Source organism: Streptomyces javensis, assembly GCF_039525925.1.
GTDB lineage: Bacteria > Actinomycetota > Actinomycetes > Streptomycetales > Streptomycetaceae > Streptomyces > Streptomyces asiaticus.
In genome coordinates this window covers 26,005-45,888 of sequence record NZ_BAAAIF010000029.1, presented here as the reverse complement: position 1 = coordinate 45,888, position 19,884 = coordinate 26,005, and the positions used below count along the sequence as shown (strand labels likewise).

At 71.4% G+C, this 19,884-nt stretch carries 20 protein-coding genes; 3 read left to right on the top strand and 17 right to left on the bottom strand.

The features are described 5' to 3' along the window. Window positions 1–61: 61 nt before the first annotated feature. The 7 genes from ABD329_RS24825 to ABD329_RS24795 all read right to left on the bottom strand — a co-directional run bounded on the left by ABD329_RS24825 (window position 62) and on the right by ABD329_RS24795 (window position 7,802). Window positions 62–2,158, bottom strand: a complete 2,097-nt coding sequence (locus ABD329_RS24825; protein WP_198280115.1) for an APC family permease — start codon at window positions 2,156–2,158, stop codon at window positions 62–64. Between the two features lie 88 nt (window positions 2,159–2,246). Then, window positions 2,247–3,362 carry a cytochrome P450 family protein gene (locus tag ABD329_RS24820; protein ID WP_309142948.1) on the bottom strand — a complete coding sequence of 372 codons (1,116 nt, stop codon included), beginning with the start codon at window positions 3,360–3,362 and terminating at the stop codon, window positions 2,247–2,249. Then, the gene (locus tag ABD329_RS24815; RefSeq protein ID WP_198281580.1) at window positions 3,344–4,816 is read right to left on the bottom strand and encodes a cytochrome P450; all 1,473 of its coding nucleotides are present in this window, start codon (window positions 4,814–4,816) and stop codon (window positions 3,344–3,346) included. Before ABD329_RS24815 ends, ABD329_RS24820 begins: the two co-directional genes overlap by 19 nt. Then, window positions 4,813–5,424 (bottom strand): GTP-binding protein, encoded by a 612-nt coding sequence (locus tag ABD329_RS24810; protein ID WP_198281581.1) that lies wholly within the window; start codon window positions 5,422–5,424, stop codon window positions 4,813–4,815. The genes ABD329_RS24815 and ABD329_RS24810 overlap by 4 nt, the downstream gene beginning before the upstream one ends. Beyond that, window positions 5,402–5,758, bottom strand: coding sequence for a DUF742 domain-containing protein (locus ABD329_RS24805; protein ID WP_037962352.1), 357 nt, complete (start codon window positions 5,756–5,758; stop codon window positions 5,402–5,404). Before ABD329_RS24805 ends, ABD329_RS24810 begins: the two co-directional genes overlap by 23 nt. Further along, the gene (locus tag ABD329_RS24800; protein ID WP_046088447.1) at window positions 5,755–6,183 is read right to left on the bottom strand and encodes a roadblock/LC7 domain-containing protein; all 429 of its coding nucleotides are present in this window, start codon (window positions 6,181–6,183) and stop codon (window positions 5,755–5,757) included. Before ABD329_RS24800 ends, ABD329_RS24805 begins: the two co-directional genes overlap by 4 nt. Beyond that, window positions 6,180–7,802 (bottom strand): ATP-binding protein, encoded by a 1,623-nt coding sequence (locus tag ABD329_RS24795; protein WP_344316911.1) that lies wholly within the window; start codon window positions 7,800–7,802, stop codon window positions 6,180–6,182. Before ABD329_RS24795 ends, ABD329_RS24800 begins: the two co-directional genes overlap by 4 nt. A 611-nt stretch (window positions 7,803–8,413) precedes the next feature. On the opposite strand from ABD329_RS24795, the gene ABD329_RS24790 reads away from it, so the two are divergent. Then, window positions 8,414–9,082, top strand: a complete 669-nt coding sequence (locus ABD329_RS24790) for a potassium channel family protein (RefSeq protein ID WP_198280808.1) — start codon at window positions 8,414–8,416, stop codon at window positions 9,080–9,082. Next, complete coding sequence (locus ABD329_RS24785) at window positions 9,079–9,756, top strand: potassium channel family protein (protein ID WP_030834322.1); 678 nt, start codon at window positions 9,079–9,081, stop codon at window positions 9,754–9,756. Before ABD329_RS24790 ends, ABD329_RS24785 begins: the two co-directional genes overlap by 4 nt. A gap of 242 nt (window positions 9,757–9,998) precedes the next feature. Here the strand turns inward: ABD329_RS24785 and ABD329_RS24780 are convergent, their stop codons facing one another. From ABD329_RS24780 to ABD329_RS24745, 8 genes are all read right to left on the bottom strand, one after another. Then, the gene (locus tag ABD329_RS24780) at window positions 9,999–10,820 is read right to left on the bottom strand and encodes a DUF3159 domain-containing protein (protein WP_198280807.1); all 822 of its coding nucleotides are present in this window, start codon (window positions 10,818–10,820) and stop codon (window positions 9,999–10,001) included. A gap of 3 nt (window positions 10,821–10,823) precedes the next feature. Continuing rightward, window positions 10,824–11,252, bottom strand: coding sequence for an OB-fold nucleic acid binding domain-containing protein (locus ABD329_RS24775; protein ID WP_198280806.1), 429 nt, complete (start codon window positions 11,250–11,252; stop codon window positions 10,824–10,826). A 46-nt stretch (window positions 11,253–11,298) separates the two neighbouring features. After that, window positions 11,299–11,982, bottom strand: coding sequence for a response regulator (locus ABD329_RS24770; RefSeq protein WP_198280805.1), 684 nt, complete (start codon window positions 11,980–11,982; stop codon window positions 11,299–11,301). Further along, window positions 11,979–14,585, bottom strand: a complete 2,607-nt coding sequence (locus tag ABD329_RS24765) for a DUF4118 domain-containing protein (RefSeq protein ID WP_344316909.1) — start codon at window positions 14,583–14,585, stop codon at window positions 11,979–11,981. The genes ABD329_RS24770 and ABD329_RS24765 overlap by 4 nt, the downstream gene beginning before the upstream one ends. Window positions 14,586–14,891: 306 nt before the next feature. Further along, window positions 14,892–15,779, bottom strand: a complete 888-nt coding sequence (locus tag ABD329_RS24760) for a hypothetical protein (RefSeq protein WP_344316908.1) — start codon at window positions 15,777–15,779, stop codon at window positions 14,892–14,894. A 290-nt stretch (window positions 15,780–16,069) separates the two neighbouring features. Then, window positions 16,070–16,855, bottom strand: a complete 786-nt coding sequence (locus tag ABD329_RS24755) for a DUF3710 domain-containing protein (RefSeq protein WP_051573833.1) — start codon at window positions 16,853–16,855, stop codon at window positions 16,070–16,072. A gap of 1 nt (window position 16,856) precedes the next feature. Further along, the gene (dut, locus tag ABD329_RS24750) at window positions 16,857–17,372 is read right to left on the bottom strand and encodes a dUTP diphosphatase (RefSeq protein WP_198278993.1); all 516 of its coding nucleotides are present in this window, start codon (window positions 17,370–17,372) and stop codon (window positions 16,857–16,859) included. Then, entirely contained in the window at window positions 17,369–17,950 is a 582-nt protein-coding gene (locus tag ABD329_RS24745) for a PaaI family thioesterase (protein ID WP_198278992.1), read from the bottom strand. Before ABD329_RS24745 ends, dut begins: the two co-directional genes overlap by 4 nt. A gap of 59 nt (window positions 17,951–18,009) precedes the next feature. On the opposite strand from ABD329_RS24745, the gene ABD329_RS24740 reads away from it, so the two are divergent. Next, on the top strand, window positions 18,010–18,456 hold the full coding sequence (locus ABD329_RS24740) for a DUF3093 domain-containing protein (protein WP_198278991.1): 447 nt from the start codon (window positions 18,010–18,012) through the stop codon (window positions 18,454–18,456). Between the two features lie 18 nt (window positions 18,457–18,474). Here ABD329_RS24740 and ABD329_RS24735 read toward each other — a convergent pair whose 3' ends face one another. Next, a complete protein-coding gene (locus ABD329_RS24735; RefSeq protein ID WP_425574378.1) occupies window positions 18,475–19,281 on the bottom strand; it encodes a hypothetical protein in 807 nt (268 codons plus the stop codon). Further along, window positions 19,191–19,493, bottom strand: a complete 303-nt coding sequence (locus ABD329_RS24730; RefSeq protein WP_009714537.1) for a DUF4193 domain-containing protein — start codon at window positions 19,491–19,493, stop codon at window positions 19,191–19,193. Before ABD329_RS24730 ends, ABD329_RS24735 begins: the two co-directional genes overlap by 91 nt. Between the last annotated feature and the right edge of the window lie 391 nt (window positions 19,494–19,884).

The following is a 19,884-nucleotide window of genomic DNA, read 5'->3' as shown; positions in this document are numbered from 1 at the left end:
TCTACGTCGCGCCGGACCGCGCCCCGTCACCCCCGGATCCCCGGGCCCCGGATCCCCGGGTCTAGCGGCCCGGCACCTGCGAGGTGACCCCCGGCTTCTCGCCCTTCGCCCCCTTCTCGCCCTTCTCCCGCTTGGGCGGGATCACCGGGCCGCGCCGCACCGCACCCGGCGCGCTCCACTCGGCCCGCTTGCGGGCCCGCTTCCGGGCCAGCTCGGAGGAGTCCAGCTGCCACGGCACGGAGGTGACCATGACGCCCGGGGTGAACAGCAGCCGCCCCTTGAGCCGCAGCGCGCTCTGGTTGTGCAGCAGGTGCTCGTACCAGTGGCCGACCACGTACTCGGGGATGAAGACGGAGACCACATCGCGCGGGCTCTCCCGGCGCAGGCTCTTGACGTAGTCGATGACCGGCCGGGTGATCTCGCGGTAGGGCGAGTCGAGGATCTTGAGTGGTACGTCTATGCCGCGCTCGTGCCACACCGTCTGGAGCGCCTTGGTCTCGGCGGGGTCCACATTGATGCTCAGCGCCTCCAGCCGGTGGGAGCGCATCAGCTTGGCGTAGGCCAGGGCGCGCAGCGTCGGCTTGTGGACCTTGGAGACCAGCACCAGGGAGTGCACCCGGGAGGGGCGCACCTCCTCCTCGTCGAGCTGTTCGGTGGCCGCCGCCAGCTCCTCGGAGACGCCGTCGTAGTGGCGCCTGATGGCCGTCATGGTGACGTAGAAGATGACCATGCCGAGCAGGGCGACCCAGGCGCCGTGGGTGAACTTCGTCAGCAGCACCACGACCAGCACCAGGCCGGTGAAGAAGGCCCCGAAGGTGTTGATCGCTCGGGCGCGGACCATGCGGCGGCGGGCGTTCGGGTCCCGCTCGGTCGCCAGATGGCGGTTCCAGTGCCGCACCATGCCGGTCTGGCTGAGGGTGAACGAGACGAAGACGCCGACGATGTAGAGCTGGATCAGCCGGGTGGAGTCGGCCCCGTAGAGGTAGACCAGGACCGCGGCCGCGGAGGCCAGCAGCACGATGCCGTTGGAGAAGGCGAGCCGGTCGCCGCGGGTGTGCAGCTGCCGGGGCAGATAGCGGTCCTGGGCCAGGATCGAGCCGAGCAGCGGAAAGCCGTTGTACGCGGTGTTGGCGGCCAGGAACAGCACCAGCGCGGTGGCCCCGGCCAGCACCACGAAGAGGAACGAGCCGTCGCCGAAGACCGCGGCCGCCACCTGCGAGATCACCGGGTTCTGGGTGTAGTCGGCACCCAGCGGTGTCCCGTTCTTCAGCAGGTCGTGCGCGGGGTTCTCGGCCATCTTGACGTTGGTGGCCAGGGCGAGGGTGATGATGCCGACGAACATGGTCACGGCGAGGCCGCCCATCAGCGCCAGCGTCGTGGCCGCGTTACGGCTCTTGGGCTTGCGGAAGGCGGGCACGCCGTTGCTGATCGCCTCGACGCCGGTCAGGGCGGCACAGCCGTCGGAGAACGCGCGCAGCAGCAGGAAGATCAGCGCGAAGCCGGCCAGCCCGGTCTGCTCGGCGTGCACCTCGTAGCCCGCGGTGGGGGCCTTCATGTCGTCGCCCAGGACCAGTCCGCGGTAGGCGCCCCAGAGGATCATCGCGAAGACGCCGCCGACGAAGACATAGGTGGGGACCGCGAAGAGCTTGCCCGACTCCCGTACGCCCCGCAGGTTCATGAGCGTCAGCAGCAGGATGATCCCGACCGCGCAGAGCGTCTTGTTCTCGACGAAGAAGGGGACGGCCGAGCCGAGGTTCTCCACACCCGAGGAGATCGACACCGCCACCGTGAGGACGTAGTCGACCAGCAGGGCGCTGGCGACCGTCAGTCCCGCCTTGGGGCCGAGGTTGGTGGTGGCGACCTCGTAGTCACCGCCTCCGCTGGGGTACGCGTGGACGTTCTGGCGGTACGAGGCGACCACCGTGAACATCAGCACGACGATGGCGATCGTGATCCACGGGCTGTAGTGGTAGGCCGACGCACCCGCCACGGACAGAACGATCATCACCTGCCCCGGCGCGTACGCGACGGAGGACAGGGGGTCGGAGGCGAAGACGGGGAGCGCGATGCGTTTCGGGAGGAGGGTCTCCCCCAGCTTGTCGCTGCGCAGCGCCCGCCCGATCAGGATCCGTTTCGGGAGGTCGGTCAGTTTGGACACGCAGAGGATCGTAAGGGGTAGCCCGGGCCCCCGCCCACCCGCCCACCCCTGGGAATGGGGGCGGGCGGGGGCGCGGGCCCCGGGGCGGTCAGGCCAGCCGCGCGGGCAGGGTGCGGTGGCCGTTGGAAATGAAGGACTCCACCGGCTCCAGCGGGTCCTGCCCGGACGCGAGCGTGAGCCCGGGGAAGCGGTCGAAGAGCGCCGGGAGCGCGATCGCGGCCTCCAGCCGCCCCAGCGGGGCGCCGACGCACAGATGGACGCCGTGGCCGAACGCCAGATGGCTCTTGAGCTGCCGGGTGACGTCGAACGCGTCCGCGTCGCCGTGCACCTCCGGGTCGCGTCCGGCGGCCGCGTAGGCGGCCAGGATCGCGTCGCCCTTGCGCAGCACCACGCCGCCGTCCAGCTCGATGTCCTCCACGGCGTAGCGCAGCGGCAGGTTGGCGACCGGGGCGGAGTGCCGCAGCGTCTCCTCGATCACATCGTCCCAGGTGGCCCGGCCCGCCCGGACGTGCTCGAGCTGCTCGGGCCGGGTGAGCAGCGCGTGGATGGCGTTGTCCAGGAGGTTGACCGTGGTCTCATGACCGGCCGAGAGGAACAGGGCGAGGGTGTCGGTGAGCTCCTTCTCGCTGAGCCGGGAGTCGCTCTCCTCGTCCCGCACCGCGATCAGCCCGCTGGTCAGGTCGTCGCCGGGCGTCTCGCGCTTGGTGGCCACCAGCTCGCCGAGGACGGCGTACATCTCGCCGTAGGTGGCGGTGACCTCCTCCGCGGAGGCGGAGGTGTGGAAGATGCTGTCCACGACCCGGCGCATCCGCTCGCGCAGGTTCTCGTCCTCGAGCCCGAACAGCTCGGAGATCACCTGGATGGGCAGCGGGTACGCGTACGCCTCGCGCAGGTCGACCACCTCGCCCGGCCCGGCGGCGGCCAGGTCGTCCAGGAGCCTGGCGCAGATCTCCTCGATGCGCGGCCGCAGGGCGGCGGTGCGCCGGGCGGTGAACGCCTTGGAGACCAGGGTGCGCAGCCGCCGGTGCTCACCGCCGTAGGCCGTGAACATGTTCTCCACGGCGACCCAGGTGATCAGGGGCCACTCGGGCGAGATCTCACCGTTGTTCCACGCGGGCCAGTGCTGCCGGGGGTCCTTGGAGACCCGGGGGTCGGTCAGCAGCTGTTTGAGCGTGCGCTGGCGGGTTATTGCCCACGCCACCACGCCGTCAGGAAGCTCAACAAGCGTCGCCTCGCCGCCTGCTGCGACTCGGGCTGCCTCTCCGACAATGTCTCGGCCGGCGGGGTCGAGGACGATGGGACGGGGTTCCACTGGCTGCCTCCAGGGCTCTCGTCGAATGGGGCCGACTTGGACACGGACGCCGCGAACGGCTCGGCCTGAGCCGCCGCCTGGGCGGGGAAGCGCACCGGCAGGGCGGCCAGGGCACGGTGGAAGGGTCCGGTCCGCCAGGTCAGCCGCTCGGCGGGGACCGCGAGTTCCATGTCCGGAAGGCGGTCCAGGAGCCGCTCGATGGCCACGGAGGCGATCACCCGGGCGGGCCGCTCGGCGGGGCAGCGGTGGGCGCCCGCGCTCCAGGCCAGGTGGGCGCGGTTGCCGGAGCGGCGGTCGGAGGCCAGGGCGGCCTCGTGGTTGGCCGCCGCGTAGCTGATGAGCACCGGGTCGCCCTTGCGCAGCCGTACGCCCGCCACCTCGCAGTCGTACCGGGGGAAGCGGGTGCCGTAGTTGGCCATCGGCGGATCGTTCCAGAGCACCTCGTCCAGGGCGTCCTGGACGGGCATGCTGCCGCCGGACAGCTCACCGGCGAAGCGGTCGTCCGACAGCAGCAGCCGCAGCGCGTTGGCGATCAGGTTCTGCTCGGGATCGGTACCGGCCGCCATCAGCAGGATCATCTGCTGCATCAGCTCGTCGTCGGAGAGCTGCGAGGGGTGCGCGATCAGCCAGGAGGTGACGTCGGCGGCGAGTTGCTCCCGCTTCTCCGCCACCAGGCCGGAGATCCACCGCAGCAGCTCGTCGTTGGCCGCCGCCGCGTCCTCGCCGCTGTCGAAGAGCTTCATCATCGTCTCGACCAGCTTCGGCCCGTCCGCCGGACGGGCGCCGAAGAGCTGGTTGAAGACCAGCAGCGGGAGCACCGACGCGTACTCGGTGATCAGATCGGCCTGGCCCCGGGAGGCGAAGGCGTCGATCAGTGTCTCCGCGCTGCGCTCGACGTACTCGCTGAGGGCGTGCGGATCCACCCGGTCCAGGCTGTCGGTGATCGCCCCGCGCAGCCGGGCGTGTGCCTCGCCATCGCTGAACAGCGCGTTCGGCCGGTACATCATCATCGGCGCGACCGGGTTGTCCAGCCCCACCGTGCCGTCCTGCATCGCCCGCCAGGCGCGCGGGTCCTTGGCGAACCGCTCGGTGTCGCGCAGGATCTCCAGGCCGAGCTGATAGCTGGTGACCAGCGAGGCGTACACCCCCGGTGACAGCTCGACCGGTGCGATCGGCCCGAAGGTGGCGCGCATCCGCGCATAGGTGCCGTGCGGATCGTCGGCGAACTCCTGCCCGTACATCGGTACGGCCGCACGGGCCCCGGCGGCGCCCCCGGCCTCGGCGGGGGCGGCGTGCGCGGGGCAGCCGGGTGGCGGAACGGCTCCGGCGGCTGGGCTGTTGGTCACACAATCTCCTGAGAACTACGGGTCTGGCGGGCCTGTAGGTACTGGACGAGGGCGATCAGCGCGTGGGTGGAGGAGATCCGGTCCCGGGCGTCGCAGGTCACCAGGGGCGTCTCCGGAAGCAGATCGAGGGCCTCCCGGACCTCCGACTCGGCGAAGCGGGGAGCGCCCTCGAAGTGGTTGACGGCGACGGCGTACGGCAGTCCGTGCTCCTCCAGGACGGCCATCACCGGGAAGGACTGCTCCAGCCGCCGGGTGTCGGCCAGCACCAGCGCGCCCAGCGCCCCGAGCGTCATGTCCCGCCACAGCCGGGTGAAGCGCTGCTGCCCCGGTGTGCCGAACAGATAGAGCACCAGGGACTCGCTGAGGGTGAGCCTGCCGAAGTCCATGGCGACCGTGGTGGTCGTCTTGTCCTCGGTGCCCCGCAGATCGTCGGTGAGCGCACCGGCCTCGGTCATCGTCTCCTCGGTGCGCAGCGGCCGGATCTCGGACAGCGAGCTCACATAGGTCGTCTTGCCGACCGCGAAGTGCCCGACGACCAGGATCTTCGCCGCCACCCGCACCGTGGCCGGGAGATAGGCCGCCTGGTCAGAGGCGAGCGCGGAGTCCATCGAGCACCTCCTGGAGCAGCTGGACCTCGGGGAGTTCGGCGGGCGGGATGGGGGCCCGCGCGCTGATGTGGCCGCTGTCCACGAGGTCGCCGAGCAGGACCTTGGTGACGCTGACGGGCAGCTCCAGATACCCGGCGACCTCGGCCACCGAGAGCGCGCCGCCCAGACACAGCTCCATGACCCGCCGCTTCTCCGGGCTGAGCCCGGTGAGCGGCCGGTCGGGGTGGGCCATGACCAGGGTCACCAGGTCGAAGGTGTTACGAGTCGGGTAGGCACGGCCGTCGGTCACGACATACGGCCGTACCAATCCTCGTTCGCGCCTCCCCGGACTCATGTGTGACTGCCGATCCCCTGCCGCGGGAGGCCCTGCCTCGGCGGGCTGGTGAGCTCCTTGCCGAGCCGGTCGACGAGTTTCTGCATCCGGTAGCTGACCGCCTCCATGTCCACGGCCTCGGTGGCCGAGACCGCCAGATACGCACCGGGCCCGGCGGCGATCAGGAAGACGTACCCGCCGACGAACTCGACGAGCGTCTGCTGCCAGGGCGTCTCGTGCGGATCACAGAACTCGGAGGTGGAACGGCTGATGGACTGAAGTCCGGAGAGTGCGGCGGCCTGGCGCTCGGCCTCGTCGCGCGCGATGCCCTGGGAGTGTGCCCGGAGCATCCCGTCCGCGGAGAGCAGGATCGCGTGCCGCGCCTCCGGCATCTTGACGACCTCGTCGAGCATCCAGCCGAGCTCGTTGTTGAGATGGTCGTTCATGCCTGGCGATTCCCTTCGTCATGGTGAGGGGCGGAGTCCTGGGTGGCGGAACGGCCCGAGCGGGTGCCGCGGGCGAACGCGCCCATCCGCGAGGCGGTTTCCTTCGCCGACCGCACACGGAACGCGCCCGTGTCGGGGTCGGCGGCGCCGGTCTGCCCGGCGCCGGTGGTCCAGTCGCCCGGCGGCGGGGTGGCGGCGGCCTGCCGGCGGCGGCGCTTGGGCAGACCGCCCGCCGTGGTGCCGTACACACCGGCGCCCTCGCCGTCGGCGGACGGCTGGGGCTCCGGGGCGGGTGCCGGTTCCGGGGCGGAGGCCGTCGGGGCCGGTGCCTGAGGCTGGGCCTGGTGCGGGATCGGCGCCTGACGCGGGGCCGGGGTCTCGTGCGGGGCCGGGGCCTCGTACGGGGCCGGGGCCTGGTGCGGGGCCGGGGCCTGGTGCGGGGCCGGGGCCTGGTGCGGGATCGGCGCCTGGTGCGGGATCGGGGACGGCTCCTGCGCCTGGGCCGGGACGGTCGGCGCCTGCGGCGCCCTTCTGGGGGGACGGGTCCGGCGGGAGGGCAGGGTGTGCAGCGGCTCGGCGCCCTCGGGGTCCTGTCCGGCGGTGCCCGGCCGCCCGTCGGGGTCGATATGGGTGAGCAGCTCGGTCGGCAGGAACAGCACGGCGCGCACACCCCCGTACGGGGACCGGGTGTCCACCGAGACGCTGAAGCCGTACCGCGCGGCCAGCAGGCCCACCACGGCGAAGCCGAACTGCGGCGGGTCGCCGAGCCGGGAGACGTCCACGGCGCGCTGGCCGGAGAGCAGGTTGGCGGCGCGCTGCACCTCCAGGCCGTCCATGCCCACACCGGCGTCGTCGATCACGATGCAGGCCCCGTTGTGCACCGGCTGGAGGCTGACCTCCACCGAGGTGTTGGGCTGCGAGTGGCGGGCGGCGTTGTCCAGCAGCTCGGCGACCGCGAGCACGGCGGGCTCCACGGCCCGGCTCACCACGGCGACGTCGATCAGGGCGTGCACCTGCACCCGCTGGTAGTCGCGGATGCGCGACTTGGCGCCGCGGACCACATCGGTCAGCGAGGAGGCCAGCCGCTGCCGGCCGGGCCAGGAGCCGCAGAGCACCGCGATGGCCTGGGCGCGCCGGCCGAACTGGGCGTTGGCGTGGTCGATCTCCAGCAGATCCCGCAGCACATCGGGGTTGTCGTGCCGCTCCTGCATCTCGGAGATGGAGACCTGCTGTTCGTTGGCGAGTCCCTGGACGGCTCGCATGGACGCCTTGAGCGCCGCCTTGGCGGAGGCGTCGGCGCGCGTCTGCGCCTTGTCCACCGCCCGGGTGAACTGCTCCATGACGGCGTGCAGGCTCTGCGCGAAGGCCGTACCGGCCAGCTTCTCGTCACGCAGGCCCGGCAGCGGGCCGGGCTGGCTCAGCGCGTCGGCGATCGAGGGCAGGCGTACGTCGACGAGGTGGCGCACCTCCTCGTCACGGGCGCGCAGGCTGTCCTCGAGCGTCGTGTTGCGCCTGCGGACTCCGGCGGTGATCTGCCGCTGGCGGATCAGAAGCACCAGGACGACGAGAAGCGCGGCGGCCAGACACCAGCTCACCGCCTCCGTTATGTGATCAGTCATCAGGAACCTCGTGCAGGGGAACGCGGGCGCGGAAGGAACGCTCAGAGCCCTGATGTCCCGTCCGGAAACGGAATACGACGATCATCTTAGCCATGTCGTGACCTAGCGTCCGACACCCGTGACAAAGTTCGAACCAGCGGGAATCACTGGCCATTTGCCATGTGGTTTCGGTGAAGATCCGGGATTTGAGACGAAGATGAAGGGTCGCGACCACCCGAGGAGCGCCGTAACCCGGGCCCACCGTAGTGGTCACGGCTGATCACCGACAGCTTTTTCACTCGGCATCCGCAACCGGAAATGATCGTTACCTCTTTCCTCCCGGCGTGTCCGCGATCACCTCCGGCCAGTTCCGCTCATCACCGATCACCGTGGGAACTTTCGCGCTATGTCATACGTCACCACCTTCATTCCCGGACCGTCGCGCGCGGACGGGGGAGCGGGCCGCCGGTACGGATACGGTGGGGACAGGTGCCGCGGCGGCCGATTCCCGTCGTCCCCGGGCACCGGCATCGGGGTCCCGCCCCGCTGTCGCCCCGTAGGTCCTGGAAGGAAGATGTGAGCAGGGTGTTTGCGCAGGTCGGCACGGTCATCAGGAGTGCGGGGTAGGACGCATGCATATCGTGATCATGGGCTGTGGCCGGGTGGGCGCGGCCCTCGCCCAGACCCTGGAGCAACAGGGACACACGGTCGCGGTCGTCGACCAGGACCCCACCGCCTTCCGCCGCCTCGGCGCGGGCTTCGGCGGGCGCCGGGTGACCGGCGTCGGCTTCGACCAGGACACCCTGCGCGAGGCGGGCATCGAGGAGGCCGGCGCCTTCGCCGCGGTCAGCAGCGGTGACAACTCCAACATCATCGCGGCCCGGGTGGCCCGCGAGATGTTCGGCGTGGAGAACGTGGCGGCCCGGATCTACGACCCCCGCCGCGCCGAGGTCTATCAGCGCCTCGGCATCCCGACCGTGGCCACGGTGCGCTGGACCGCCGACCAGATGCTGCGGCGGCTGCTGCCGTCCGGCGCGGAGCCGCTGTGGCGGGACCCCAGTGGCGGGGTCCAGCTGGCCGAGGTGCACATCTCCCCCTCGTGGGTGGGCCACAAGGTCAGCGAGCTCCAGGAGGAGACCGGTGTGCGGGTCGCGTTCCTCACCCGGCTCGGCGAGGCGATGCTGCCGACCTCCGGGACGGTGCTCCAGGAGGGCGACCTGGTGCATGTGATGATGCGCACCGACGAGGTCGAGAAGGTCGAGGCGGCCTTTGAAAAGGGTCCCGAGGAGGCCGGGCGATGAGGGTTGCCATTGCCGGTGCGGGCGCCGTGGGGCGTTCCATCGCGAGCGAGCTGCTGGAGAACGGGCACGAGGTGCTCCTCATCGACAAGGCGCCGACCGCCATCTCGGTGGAGCGGGTGCCGCAGGCCGAATGGCTGCTGGCCGACGCGTGCGAGATCACCTCGCTGGACGAGGCGGCACTTCAGCGCTGCAATGTGGTCATCGCGGCCACCGGTGACGACAAGGTCAACCTGGTCGTCTCGCTGCTCGCCAAGACCGAGTACGGGGTGCCCCGGGTGGTCGCCCGGGTCAACAACCCCAAGAACGAGTGGCTGTTCAACGAGGCGTGGGGCGTCGATGTGGCCGTCTCCACCCCGCGGCTGATGTCGGCGCTGGTCGAGGAGGCGGTGAGCGTCGGCGATCTGGTGCGGCTGCTCCGCTTCAGCCACGGCGACGCCAATTTGGTGGAGCTGACGCTGCCGCCGGAGGCGGCGCTGGTGGGCACCCGGGTCGGCGATGTGGAGTGGCCCGAGGACACCACGCTGGTCACCATCATCCGCGGCACCCGCGTGCTGACCCCGAACAAGGACGATGTGCTGGAGGCCGGGGACGAGCTGCTGTTCGTCGCGGCACAGGCGCGCGAGGAGCAGCTGGAGCAGTTGCTGTCCGTCCAGCGCCAGGACGCCGCCGGTTAGGCCGCCGGCCAGGCCGGTTAGGCACTGAGGTCCGCCGCCCTGGGCTCCCGGCTCGGGAGCCCAGGGCGGCGGACCTCAGTGCCGGGACGGCTAAGCAGGTCGGAGGAAGTCCGCTACGGTTCGGGCAGCGCCCCGAAGGGGCGCGGGGCTGTGTCGATGTGCGGCTCCGCCGCACGGGCGCGACCAGCCACGATGCGGCCGCAGATGCACGACGGCATCTCGTGGCACTTCCCGCGGAGCGCTTAGTGCCGGGGCGGCCGCCGGTCGGCGGATTCGGTACGGGCCTCGGACACGATCTGGCCGGTCCACTCCGAGAGCAGCGGATCGACGGCCTTGTCGGCCTCGGCCTTCGCCCGCTCGCGGTCCCGCTCCGCCTTCTCCTCGGCCTCCATCTCCGCGATGACGTCGATCGGCGGCGGGGCCTTGGCCAGGAAGATCCAGGTCAGATAGACGCAGAGCAGGAACGGCGGAATGCCGAGCACGACCTTGACCCAGCCGAGCTGGGTGGCGTCCCCCCACCAGTAGAGCGGGAACAGCACCGCCGACTTGGCCAGCAGGATCAGCCCCCACGCCCAGGTGGACCGGGTGTAGGCGCGGAACCGTCCCGGGTTGCGGGTGCGCCAGGAGAGGTTCTCCTTCAGCATCGGCCCGAGCAGCACGCCGATGAGCGGGAAGCGGAAGATCGCCGAGAGGATGTAGGCGATCGCCAGGCCCAGGGTGTAGAGCATGCCCGGCAGGTAGAAGTTCTTCGCGTCGCCGGACATCATCGCGAAGATCGCGCCGAACGCGACCCCGAAGACCCCGCTGAAGGCGTGCTTCAGCGTCTCCTTGCGCACCAGCCGGGTGAGCCCGAGCAGCACGGAGAGGCCGAGCGCGGCGATCGCGGCGAGGTGGATGTCCCGCTTGATCGTGTACAGCAGGACGAAGACCAGACCGGGGACGGTGGTGTCCACCATGCCCCGCACCCCGCCGAACGCCTCCAGGAGCGCGGTGTCCGCCGCCGCCCTGCTGTCGGCGGCGGTGCGTCGGTGCCCGGTCGGGGGCGTCTTGTCGTCTGGCGTCACCGGCTACTCCTGTCCGAGCGGTCGGAGTTCGTACTTCGGATTGAACAGCACCCGGCGCCCATGGCTCATGGAGATCCGGCCCGAGGCGATCAGCTTGCGCCCCGGTTCTATCCCGATGATGGAGCGACGGCCCAGCCACACCACGTCCAGCGCGGCGGTGCCGTCGAAGAGCTCCGCCTCCAGTGCGGGGACTCCGGCCCGCGGCCTGAGGGTGACCGTGCGCAGCGTGCCCGTCACCTTGACGATCTGACGGTCACCGCAGTCGCCGATCTTGGTGCAGCCCGCGGCCTCCGCGTCCTGCTGCAACTCGGCGGAGTGCAGTTCCTCCTGGGAGCTCGACAGCCGGTCCAGCATCCGCCGGAACCGGCCGACCGGTTTTTCCGGCCTGTCTCCACTGTCAGCCCCGTCGGAGGGGTGGCGTACGGAACTCATACGGCCAGCGTACCGGTGCGCCATGGGCGAAACGCCGTCCCCGCGCTCATCGCTCGAACCGGTAGCCCATGCCCGGCTCGGTGACGAAGTGCCGCGGATGCGAGGGGTCGGCCTCCAGCTTGCGGCGCAGCTGCGCCATGTACACCCGCAGGTAGTTGCTCTCGGTGCCGTACGAGGGGCCCCAGACCTCCTGCAACAGCTGCTTCTGGCTGACCAGGCGGCCGGCGTTGCGCACCAGGACCTCCAGCAGATGCCATTCGGTGGGGGTCAGCCGCACATCGCGGCCGTCGCGATGGGCCTTCTTGGCGGCCAGGTCGACGGTGAACGCGTCGGTCTCCACCACCACCGAGTCCTCCGGCCGCCCGACCGGCTCGGCACGGCGGACGGCCGCGCGCAGCCGGGCGAGCAGCTCGTCCATGCCGAACGGCTTGGTGACGTAGTCGTCCGCCCCGGCGTCGAGCGCCTCGACCTTCTCGTCCGAGGTCTGACGGGCGGAGAGCACCAGGATCGGCACCCGGGTCCAGCCCCGCAGCCCCTTGATCACCTCCACCCCGTCCATATCGGGCAGGCCGAGGTCGAGCACGATCACATCGGGATGGCGGGCGGCGGCGAGCCGGAGTGCGGTGGCACCGTCCGAGGCCGCGTCCACCTCGTACTTGCGCGCCTTCAGGTTGATCACGAGGGCGCGCACGATCTGCGGCTCGTCGTCCACCACGAGCACCCGGTTCATCTGGCGGGCCTGCCTTTCTGCACTGTTGTGCCTGACGTGGAGCCGACCTGGACCGGGAGGCCGGTCGGCGGGCGGTCTCGGGCGACCCGCAGCGTGAGCACCATGGTCATCCCGCCACCGGGGGTGTCCTCGGCGGTCAGCCGCCCGTCCATGGCCTCGGCGAAGCCGCGGGCGACGGCGAGCCCGAGGCCGACCCCGGCGCCGCGCGGGGCGTCCCCGTACCGCTGGAAGGGCTCGAAGATACGGTCCTTCTCGCTGTCCGGCACGCCCGGCCCGCCGTCGGCCACGCGCAGCTCCACCCGGTCGCCGAGGGCGCTCGCGGAGACCAGCACGGGGCGGTCCGGCGGGCTGTACTTCACCGCGTTCTCCACGATGTTGGCGACGGCGCGCTCCAGCAGCCCGGGGTCGACCGCGACCATCGGCAGCTCCTCGGGGATGTCGAGGGCGACGTCGGCCTCGGGGACGCCGACGAGCGCCATCGGCACCACCTCGTCCAGGTCGATCTCCCGGATGAGCGGGGTGACGGTGCCGGTCTGGAGCCGGGACATGTCCAGGAGGTTGCCCACCAGGTGGTCCAGCCGGTCGGCGCCGCTCTCGATGCCCTCCAACAGCTCGGCCTCGTCCTCCGCCGACCAGGCCACGTCATCGGCGCGCAGGGAGCTCACGGCCGCCTTGATCGCCGCGAGCGGGGTGCGCAGATCGTGGCTGACGGCGGCGAGCAGCGCGGTGCGGATGCGGTTCCCCTCGGCCAGCTCACGGGCCTGCCCGGCCTCCTGGGTCAGCCGCTGCCGGTCGAGGACGACGGCGGCCTGGGCGGCGAAGGCGGCGAGCACCCGGCGGTCCTCGGCGGGCAGGACCCGGCCGGAGAGCGCGAGCGCCATATGGTCGCCGACCGGCATGTCCACCTCCGCGTCCTCGGGCCGCTCGGGCGGCGGGGTGCCGCCGTGGCCGCCGACGCTGCCCGCGCAGGTCCAGGGGGCGACATCGCTCTCCCGCTCCAGCAGCGCGACGGAGTCCATGGCGAATGTCTCGCGGACCCGCTCCAGCAGCGCCTCCAGGCTGGTCTCGCCGCGCAGCACGCTGCCCGCGAGGAAGGACAGTATCTCGGACTCGGCGCGCAGCCTGGCGGCCTGATGGGTGCGGCGGGCGGCGAGATCCACCACGGAGGCCACGCAGACCGCCACCGCCACGAAGATCGCTATGGCGATGATGTTCTCGGGGTCGGCGATGGTCAGGGTGTGGGTGGGCGGGGTGAAGTAGTAGTTGAGCAGCAGCGATCCGACGGCCGCCGAGGCGAGCGCGGGCACCATGCCGCCCAGCAGGGCCGCCAGCACATTGAGGAAGAGGAAGAGCAGCACCTCGTTGGCGAACCCGGGCCCGGCCTCGGAGGCGAGAGTGGCGCCGGTGGCGGTGAGCAGCAGCGTGAGCAGGGCCGGTCCGGCCACCCCGACCACCCAGCCCGCGATCAGCCGGGAGCGGCCCAGCCGGGCGCCGCGCGCCACCGGCAGCCCGCGGCCCTTGGCGACCTCGTCATGGGTGACGATATGGACGTCCAGGTCGGGCCCGGACTCCCGGGCGACGGTGGCGCCCACCCCGGGCCCGAACATGTACTGCCAGGTCTTGCGGCGGCTGGAGCCGAGCACGATCTGGGTCGCGTTGACCCCGCGGGCGAACTCCAGCAGCGCTCCGGGGATGTCCTCCCCTATGACGTGGTGGAAGGTGCCCCCGAGGTCTTCGACGAGGGTGCGCTGGACCGCGAGCTCCTTGGGCGAGGCCGAGGTCAGACCGTCGCTGCGGGCGATGTAGACGGCGAGGATCTCGCTGCCGGAGCCCTTGGCAGCCATCCGGGCCGCCCGGCGGATCAGCGTCCGCCCCTCCGGGCCACCGGTCAGCCCGACGACGATGCGCTCACGGGCCTGCCAGGTGGAGCGGATGGAGTGCTCGTCGCGGTACTGCTGGAGGTACTCGTCCACCCGGTCGGCGGTCCACAGCAGGGCCAGCTCGCGCAGCGCGGTCAGGTTCCCGGGCCGGAAGTAGTTCGACAGCGCGGCGTCGACCTTGTCGGGCGCGTAGATGTTGCCGTGCGCCATGCGGCGGCGCAGCGCCTGGGGCGACATGTCGACCAGCTCGATCTGGTCGGCCCGGCGCACCACCTCGTCCGGGACGGTCTCCCGCTGGCGCACCCCCGTGATCGACTCCACCACGTCCCCCAGCGACTCCAGGTGCTGGATGTTGACGGTGGAGACGACGTCGATGCCCGCCCGCAGCAGCTCCTCGACGTCCTGCCAGCGCTTCTCGTTCCGGCAGCCGGGGACGTTGGTGTGGGCGAGCTCGTCGACCAGCGCGACGGCGGGGCGGCGCGCCAGCACCGCGTCCACGTCCATCTCGCCGAAGGCGGACCCCCGGTACTCCACCTCCCGGCGGGGCACCTCCTCGAGCCCGTGCATCATCACCTGGGTGCGCCGGCGGCCGTGGTGCTCCACGAAGCCGACCACGAGGTCCGTGCCGCGCTCGATCCGGCGGTGCCCCTCGGACAGCATCGCGTAGGTCTTGCCGACGCCCGGTGCCGCACCGAGGTAGATCCGCAACTTTCCGCGTCCCATGCCCCTATTTTCCCTGCTGGACGGCTTTTCCCTGCTGGACGGCGCCTGAGCGCTCGGCGAGCCTCCGGCGGGCGGTACCCGTCGAGCAAACCCCGCCCCCGGCCGGACCGGCCGTCCCTTGACGCCTCCCTTACGGCCGACGGCGCCCTCTTGACGCGTCTCTGACGCGCGGCGCCCGGACACCCCGGGGCAGGGGCCGCACACCTCGGGGCAGAACCCACGAAAAAGCCGGTGGGCCGTACTCCGCAGAGAAGAGTACGGCCCACCGGTAGACGCTCACATCAAGCCGGGCCTTACGCCGTCGGCTCAGCCGGATGCGAGCGAGCAGCCCGCCAAGGCGTCAAGACCGGAGGGGGCGGTCGAGCCCTGGCGGGAGATCGAGAGTTCGATGCGGTCGATCGTCGAGGCGCGCTTGTCCTTCAGCGGGCCGAGGATCGCGTTCTGTACGAAGTTGGGGCCGCCCTCGCCCGCGGAGGAGGCCAGCCGCTTGTTGGCCTCGTCGAGCTGGGTCTGGAGCAGCGCGATATTGCGGTCCACCTCGGCCTGGGCGGCGGCCGGTACGTCGCCGATCCCGGAGGCGACATCGGGGCAGCTGATCGTCTGACCGGAGCCCGCACCGGCCCCGCCGCCCTGCTCCTGCCCGCCCTGGCCGGCTCCCCCGCCCTGCTCTTCGGCGGGCTGGGACGCGGCTGCGGTCGGACTCGCGGCGCCGCCCGCCTCGCCGCCCCCGCCATTGTCGGAGCCCGCTTCCGCCCCGCCGTCCGACAGCGTGCACTCGGCGAGCGCGTCGAGCCCCGCCGGCTTCTCGGCATGCCGTCCTATGGAGATCGCGATGCGGTCCAGGGTGGACTTCCGCTTGTCCGCCAGCGGCCCGAGGATCGCGTTCTGCACGAAGTTGGGGCCGCCCTCGCCCTGGCTGGTGCTGAGCCGCTTGTTGGCCTCCGCCAGCTGGGTGTCCAGCAGGGCGAGGTTGCGGTCCACCTCGGCCCGGGCCTCGGCCGGGATCTCCGGGAGGGAACCGGTGACGGCGGGGCAGCTGATGGCCGAGGCCGCCTTGGTCGACGCACCGGCGTCGCCGCTGCCGTCCTGACCGGCCATGGCGGCTCCCACCACGACGGCCGCACAGGTGATACCGCCGATCGCCCCGGAGAGGAGGATTCTCCGGCGGTGGAGTAACGGAAGGCCACGCGACATCTGATCACTCACCTCGTTGAGGTCGGACAGGGGGTGTCTCTCGCGACGCGCCTTCTCCCCCTCGGAGCGTCACAAGGTCTCGCGCCCATGAGTACGGCCGGTGCGGCGGGTGTGTTCAACGGGTTCCGGGAAAACCCCGAAAACCCGAAGGGGCCGGCTCCGGAACATGCCGAAGGGGCCCGGGGGCCCTGCCCCGGGCCCCTTCCGGGCCTCGGCTCTCCGCGGTACGTGAGCCGCCGTACGCGATTCGCCTTGCGCGAGCCGCGGGTACGAGCTCTCGCGAGGACGGCTCAGCGCACCTCGGAGATCTCCGGGCCGCGCTGGAGCCGGTCGGCGCCGCCCGCGAACCGCGAGCCCTGCGCCTCGTCCTGCTGCACCCCGTCGGGCACCATCTGCGCGTCGTCCGGCAGCTTGAGGACGATCGGGTCGCGCGGGGCCATCGGGCCCTCGCCGCGCACCACGACCGTGTCCCGGAAGATCGCTTCCAGGAGGCTGCCGGTCTCGGGCTGCACCGCGCCCTGCCCGGAGATCACACCGCGCAGGAACCAGCGGGGCCCGTCCACGCCGACGAAGCGGACCACCTGCACACCGTTCTTGCCGTCCGGGAGCTGCACCGGCACCTGGGCGCGCAGCTCCCAGCCGAGCGGGCCCTCGACCTCGTCCACGATCCCGCCCTGCTGGGTGATGCCGGTGGCGATCTCGTCGCGCACCTCGCCCCAGATGCCCTCCTTCTTGGGCGCGGCGAACCCCTGGAGCTGCACGGCGCTGTCCCGCAGCACCACGGTCGCGGCGACGATCGCGTCCCCCGCGACCTCCACCCGCAGCTCCATGCCCTCCACGCCGGGCACGAACAGACCACCGAGGTCCACCCGGCCCTCGCCGGGCTCGCGCACCTCGGACACGTCCCAGGGGCCCTCGGGGCGCGGGGCCGGCGGCAGGCTCACCCGCTCGCTCTCCACGGGTGCGGCGGTGTCCTCAGCGCCGTCCGCGTCCTCCGCGTCCTCGGCCAACTCGTCGGAGGTCACGTCGAGCGACTCGACGTCCTCCTTGCTGCGCTTGCGGCGACGTCCGAACACGTCATCGTCCTTCCCGGTCGGAACCGACCGAAGCGTATCCATTCCCACCCGTTGTGCCGTCCACGGCGGCATGACCGCCGGTGGACCCGAAGCCCCCTTCGGCCCGCGCCGACCCGGGAAGCTCCGCCACCTCCTGGAAGCGCACCTTCTCGACCTGCTGGACGACCAATTGGGCGATCCGGTCGAAGCGCTCGAACCGCACGCTCTCGCGCGGGTCCAGATTGACCACGATCACCTTGATCTCTCCACGGTACCCGGCATCGATGGTCCCCGGGGCATTCACCATGGCGACGCCGCAGCGCGCGGCGAGTCCGGACCGTGGATGCACGAAGGCGGCATACCCCTCCGGGAGCGCGATAGACACTCCGGTGGGCAGAACCGCGCGCTCCCCGGGGGCCAGCTCGGCGGGCTCGGTGGTGACCAGGTCGGCCCCGGCGTCGCCGGGGTGGGCGTAGCCCGGGACCGGAACCTCGGGGTCCACCCTGCGGATCAGCACGTCGACGGGGACCGGGCTCATGGGTTCACCTCGAAAGCGCGCGCGACCTTCACCTGATCCGGATCGGCGAGCGCCGCGTCGATCTCCTCCGCCCGGCCGTTCTCGATGAAGTGGTCGACCCGCACCTCTATGAAGAGGGCCTGCGCCCGCACCGCGACCGGGCCGTCGGGGGCGTCGATCCGGCCCGTGGCCGAGCAGTAGATCTTGCGGCCGTGCACGGCGGTCACCCGCGCGTCCAGGTGGAGCTCGGCGCCGACCGGCACGGGCCGTACGAAGTCCGTCTCCAGCCGCCCGGTCACCGCGATCACCCGCTGGAGCCAGTTGAGCGACCCGAGCGTCTCGTCCAGCGCCGCGGCCAGCACCCCGCCATGGGCCAGGCCGGGCGCGCCCTGGTGGCCGCCGCGCACGGTGAACTCGGCGGTGACGCTCACGCCCTCGCCCGCCCGTGTGGTCAGCCCCAGGCCCCGCGCCTGGTCGCCGCAGCCGAAGCACTGGTCGTAGTGCGCGCCGAGGGCCTCCCCGGGCGCGGGCGCGTCGGGGTGGCGCACGGGGGCCTTGGAGTCCTCCGGCGGCGTCAGCCCTGTCGTTCGTCCACTCACAACGGCTGACCTTACCCGCGAGAACAGTCCGGGTCGGCGGCCGTGCCAAGCTGATACGCATGCAGCCTTACGAAGAACGCCTCAGCGCGCCCCGTTCCTGGTGGTTCATCGCCGTCCTGCTGGGGGTCTCGGTGGGGTTGATCATGCTGCCGTTCGGCACCCTGCCGATGCTCGGCGGGCTGATCGGCGGGGCGGCGCTGGCCTGTGTGGCGGTGAGTTCGTACGGCTCGGCGCGGGTGCGCGTGGTGGCGGACTCGCTGGTGGCGGGCGAGGCGAAGATCCCGGTGTCGGCGCTGGGGACCCCGCAGGTGCTGGACGCCGCCGAGGCGGCCGCCTGGCGGTCCTACAAGGCCGATCCGCGGGCGTTCATGCTGCTGCGCAGCTACATCCCGACGGCGCTGCGGGTGGATGTCACCGATCCGGAGGACCCAACACCGTATGTGTATGTGTCCACACGGAATCCGGAGGCGCTCGCCGCCGCGCTCACGGCCGTGCGCTCGGCGTGACGGGAACGGGCGAGGAGCTCACTTCTCCAGGGCCACGGGGAGGTCCCAGGGGACCTGCTTGGCCCGCAGGTCCTTGCGGACCTTGCGCGCGAGCTTCTTGGTGTCGCGCCGGTTCATCGCGGCTCCCACGGCCGCGCCGATCATGAAGGGCGCCAGGGACGGCATGTTCCGGAAGCCGCGTCTGAGGACCTGCTGCCGCAGCTCGCGCTTCATCTGGACGCCGAGAGCCGCGTTGACGGTCGCCGGCTGGGCGACGTCGATACCGCGCTCCTCGGCCCAGGCGCCGAGGTAGGCGACGGCGCGCTGGCGGGTGGAGCCGGGCGCACGCACCCCGTAGACCTCGTGCAGCTCGGCGATCAGCTTGAACTCTATGGAGGCCACGCCGACGATCTCGGCGGCCAGCTCGGTGGGCATGGCGGGCGGGGCCGGCAGCATCGCCGCGGCACCGACGCCCGCACCCACTGTGGCGGTGCCGCCCGCGGCACCGGCCACCAGCTTGTCCGCGAGCTCTTCGGGGCCCAGCCCCGGGAACTGCTTGCGCAGCGTCGCGAGATCGCGGACAGCAATGCGTGGAGCGTTCGCGATGATCCGGTCGGCGACCGCGTAGACCCCCGCTCTCGCGCGCTCACCGCCTCGTCGCGCACCACGGCCGACAGCGGTCGCGAGCGAGGCCATCCGGCCTCGCCCGGTCTCGTTCATGTCGTCGTGTTCCGCCTCCACGCCGACCCCGCGGCTCAGGCCGCGCAGTCGCGGCAGATCGGCTGGCCGTTCTTGGTCTCGGCGGCCAGCTGGCTGCGGTGGTGCACAAGGAAGCAGCTCATGCAGGTGAACTCGTCGGCCTGACGGGGCAGGACCCGGACGGACAACTCCTCGTTGGAGAGATCCGCGCCGGGCAGCTCCAGGCCCTCGGCCTGCTCGAACTCGTCCACGTCGACGGTCGACGCGGACTTGTCGTTCCGCCGGGCCTTCAGTTCCTCGATGCTGTCCTCGTTGACGTCATCGTCGGTCTTGCGTGGGGTGTCGTAATCCGTTGCCATGTCTGTCTCCCCCTCTGGGTGTCTGTGGTGTCTCCAGCGCACGTAACGCGTGAGAGGCCGGACTTGTGCCCGACCCGAGGCGGAGATTTTGCCTCACATCAAGGTCTGTTACTCAATCGACACCCAACCGCACCCCTGAAGAGGTGATCGGGTTGGATGGCCATCGGGACCGTACACGGTCCGAATGTCGCACTCACATGCGCCATGACGTGTACTTCCCGTGATCACGGCCCCTGAAAACCCGGATTTTCCCGGCTTTCTGTCTACCGTGACGATCACGCAGAGTATATGGCCGGAAAATCGCCCATGTGATCGATCACACACCCTACATCGGGTGGGCGGATCCCGAAAATTCCGCCCAAAGCGAACACATCCCGGCGGGCTCCCGGCC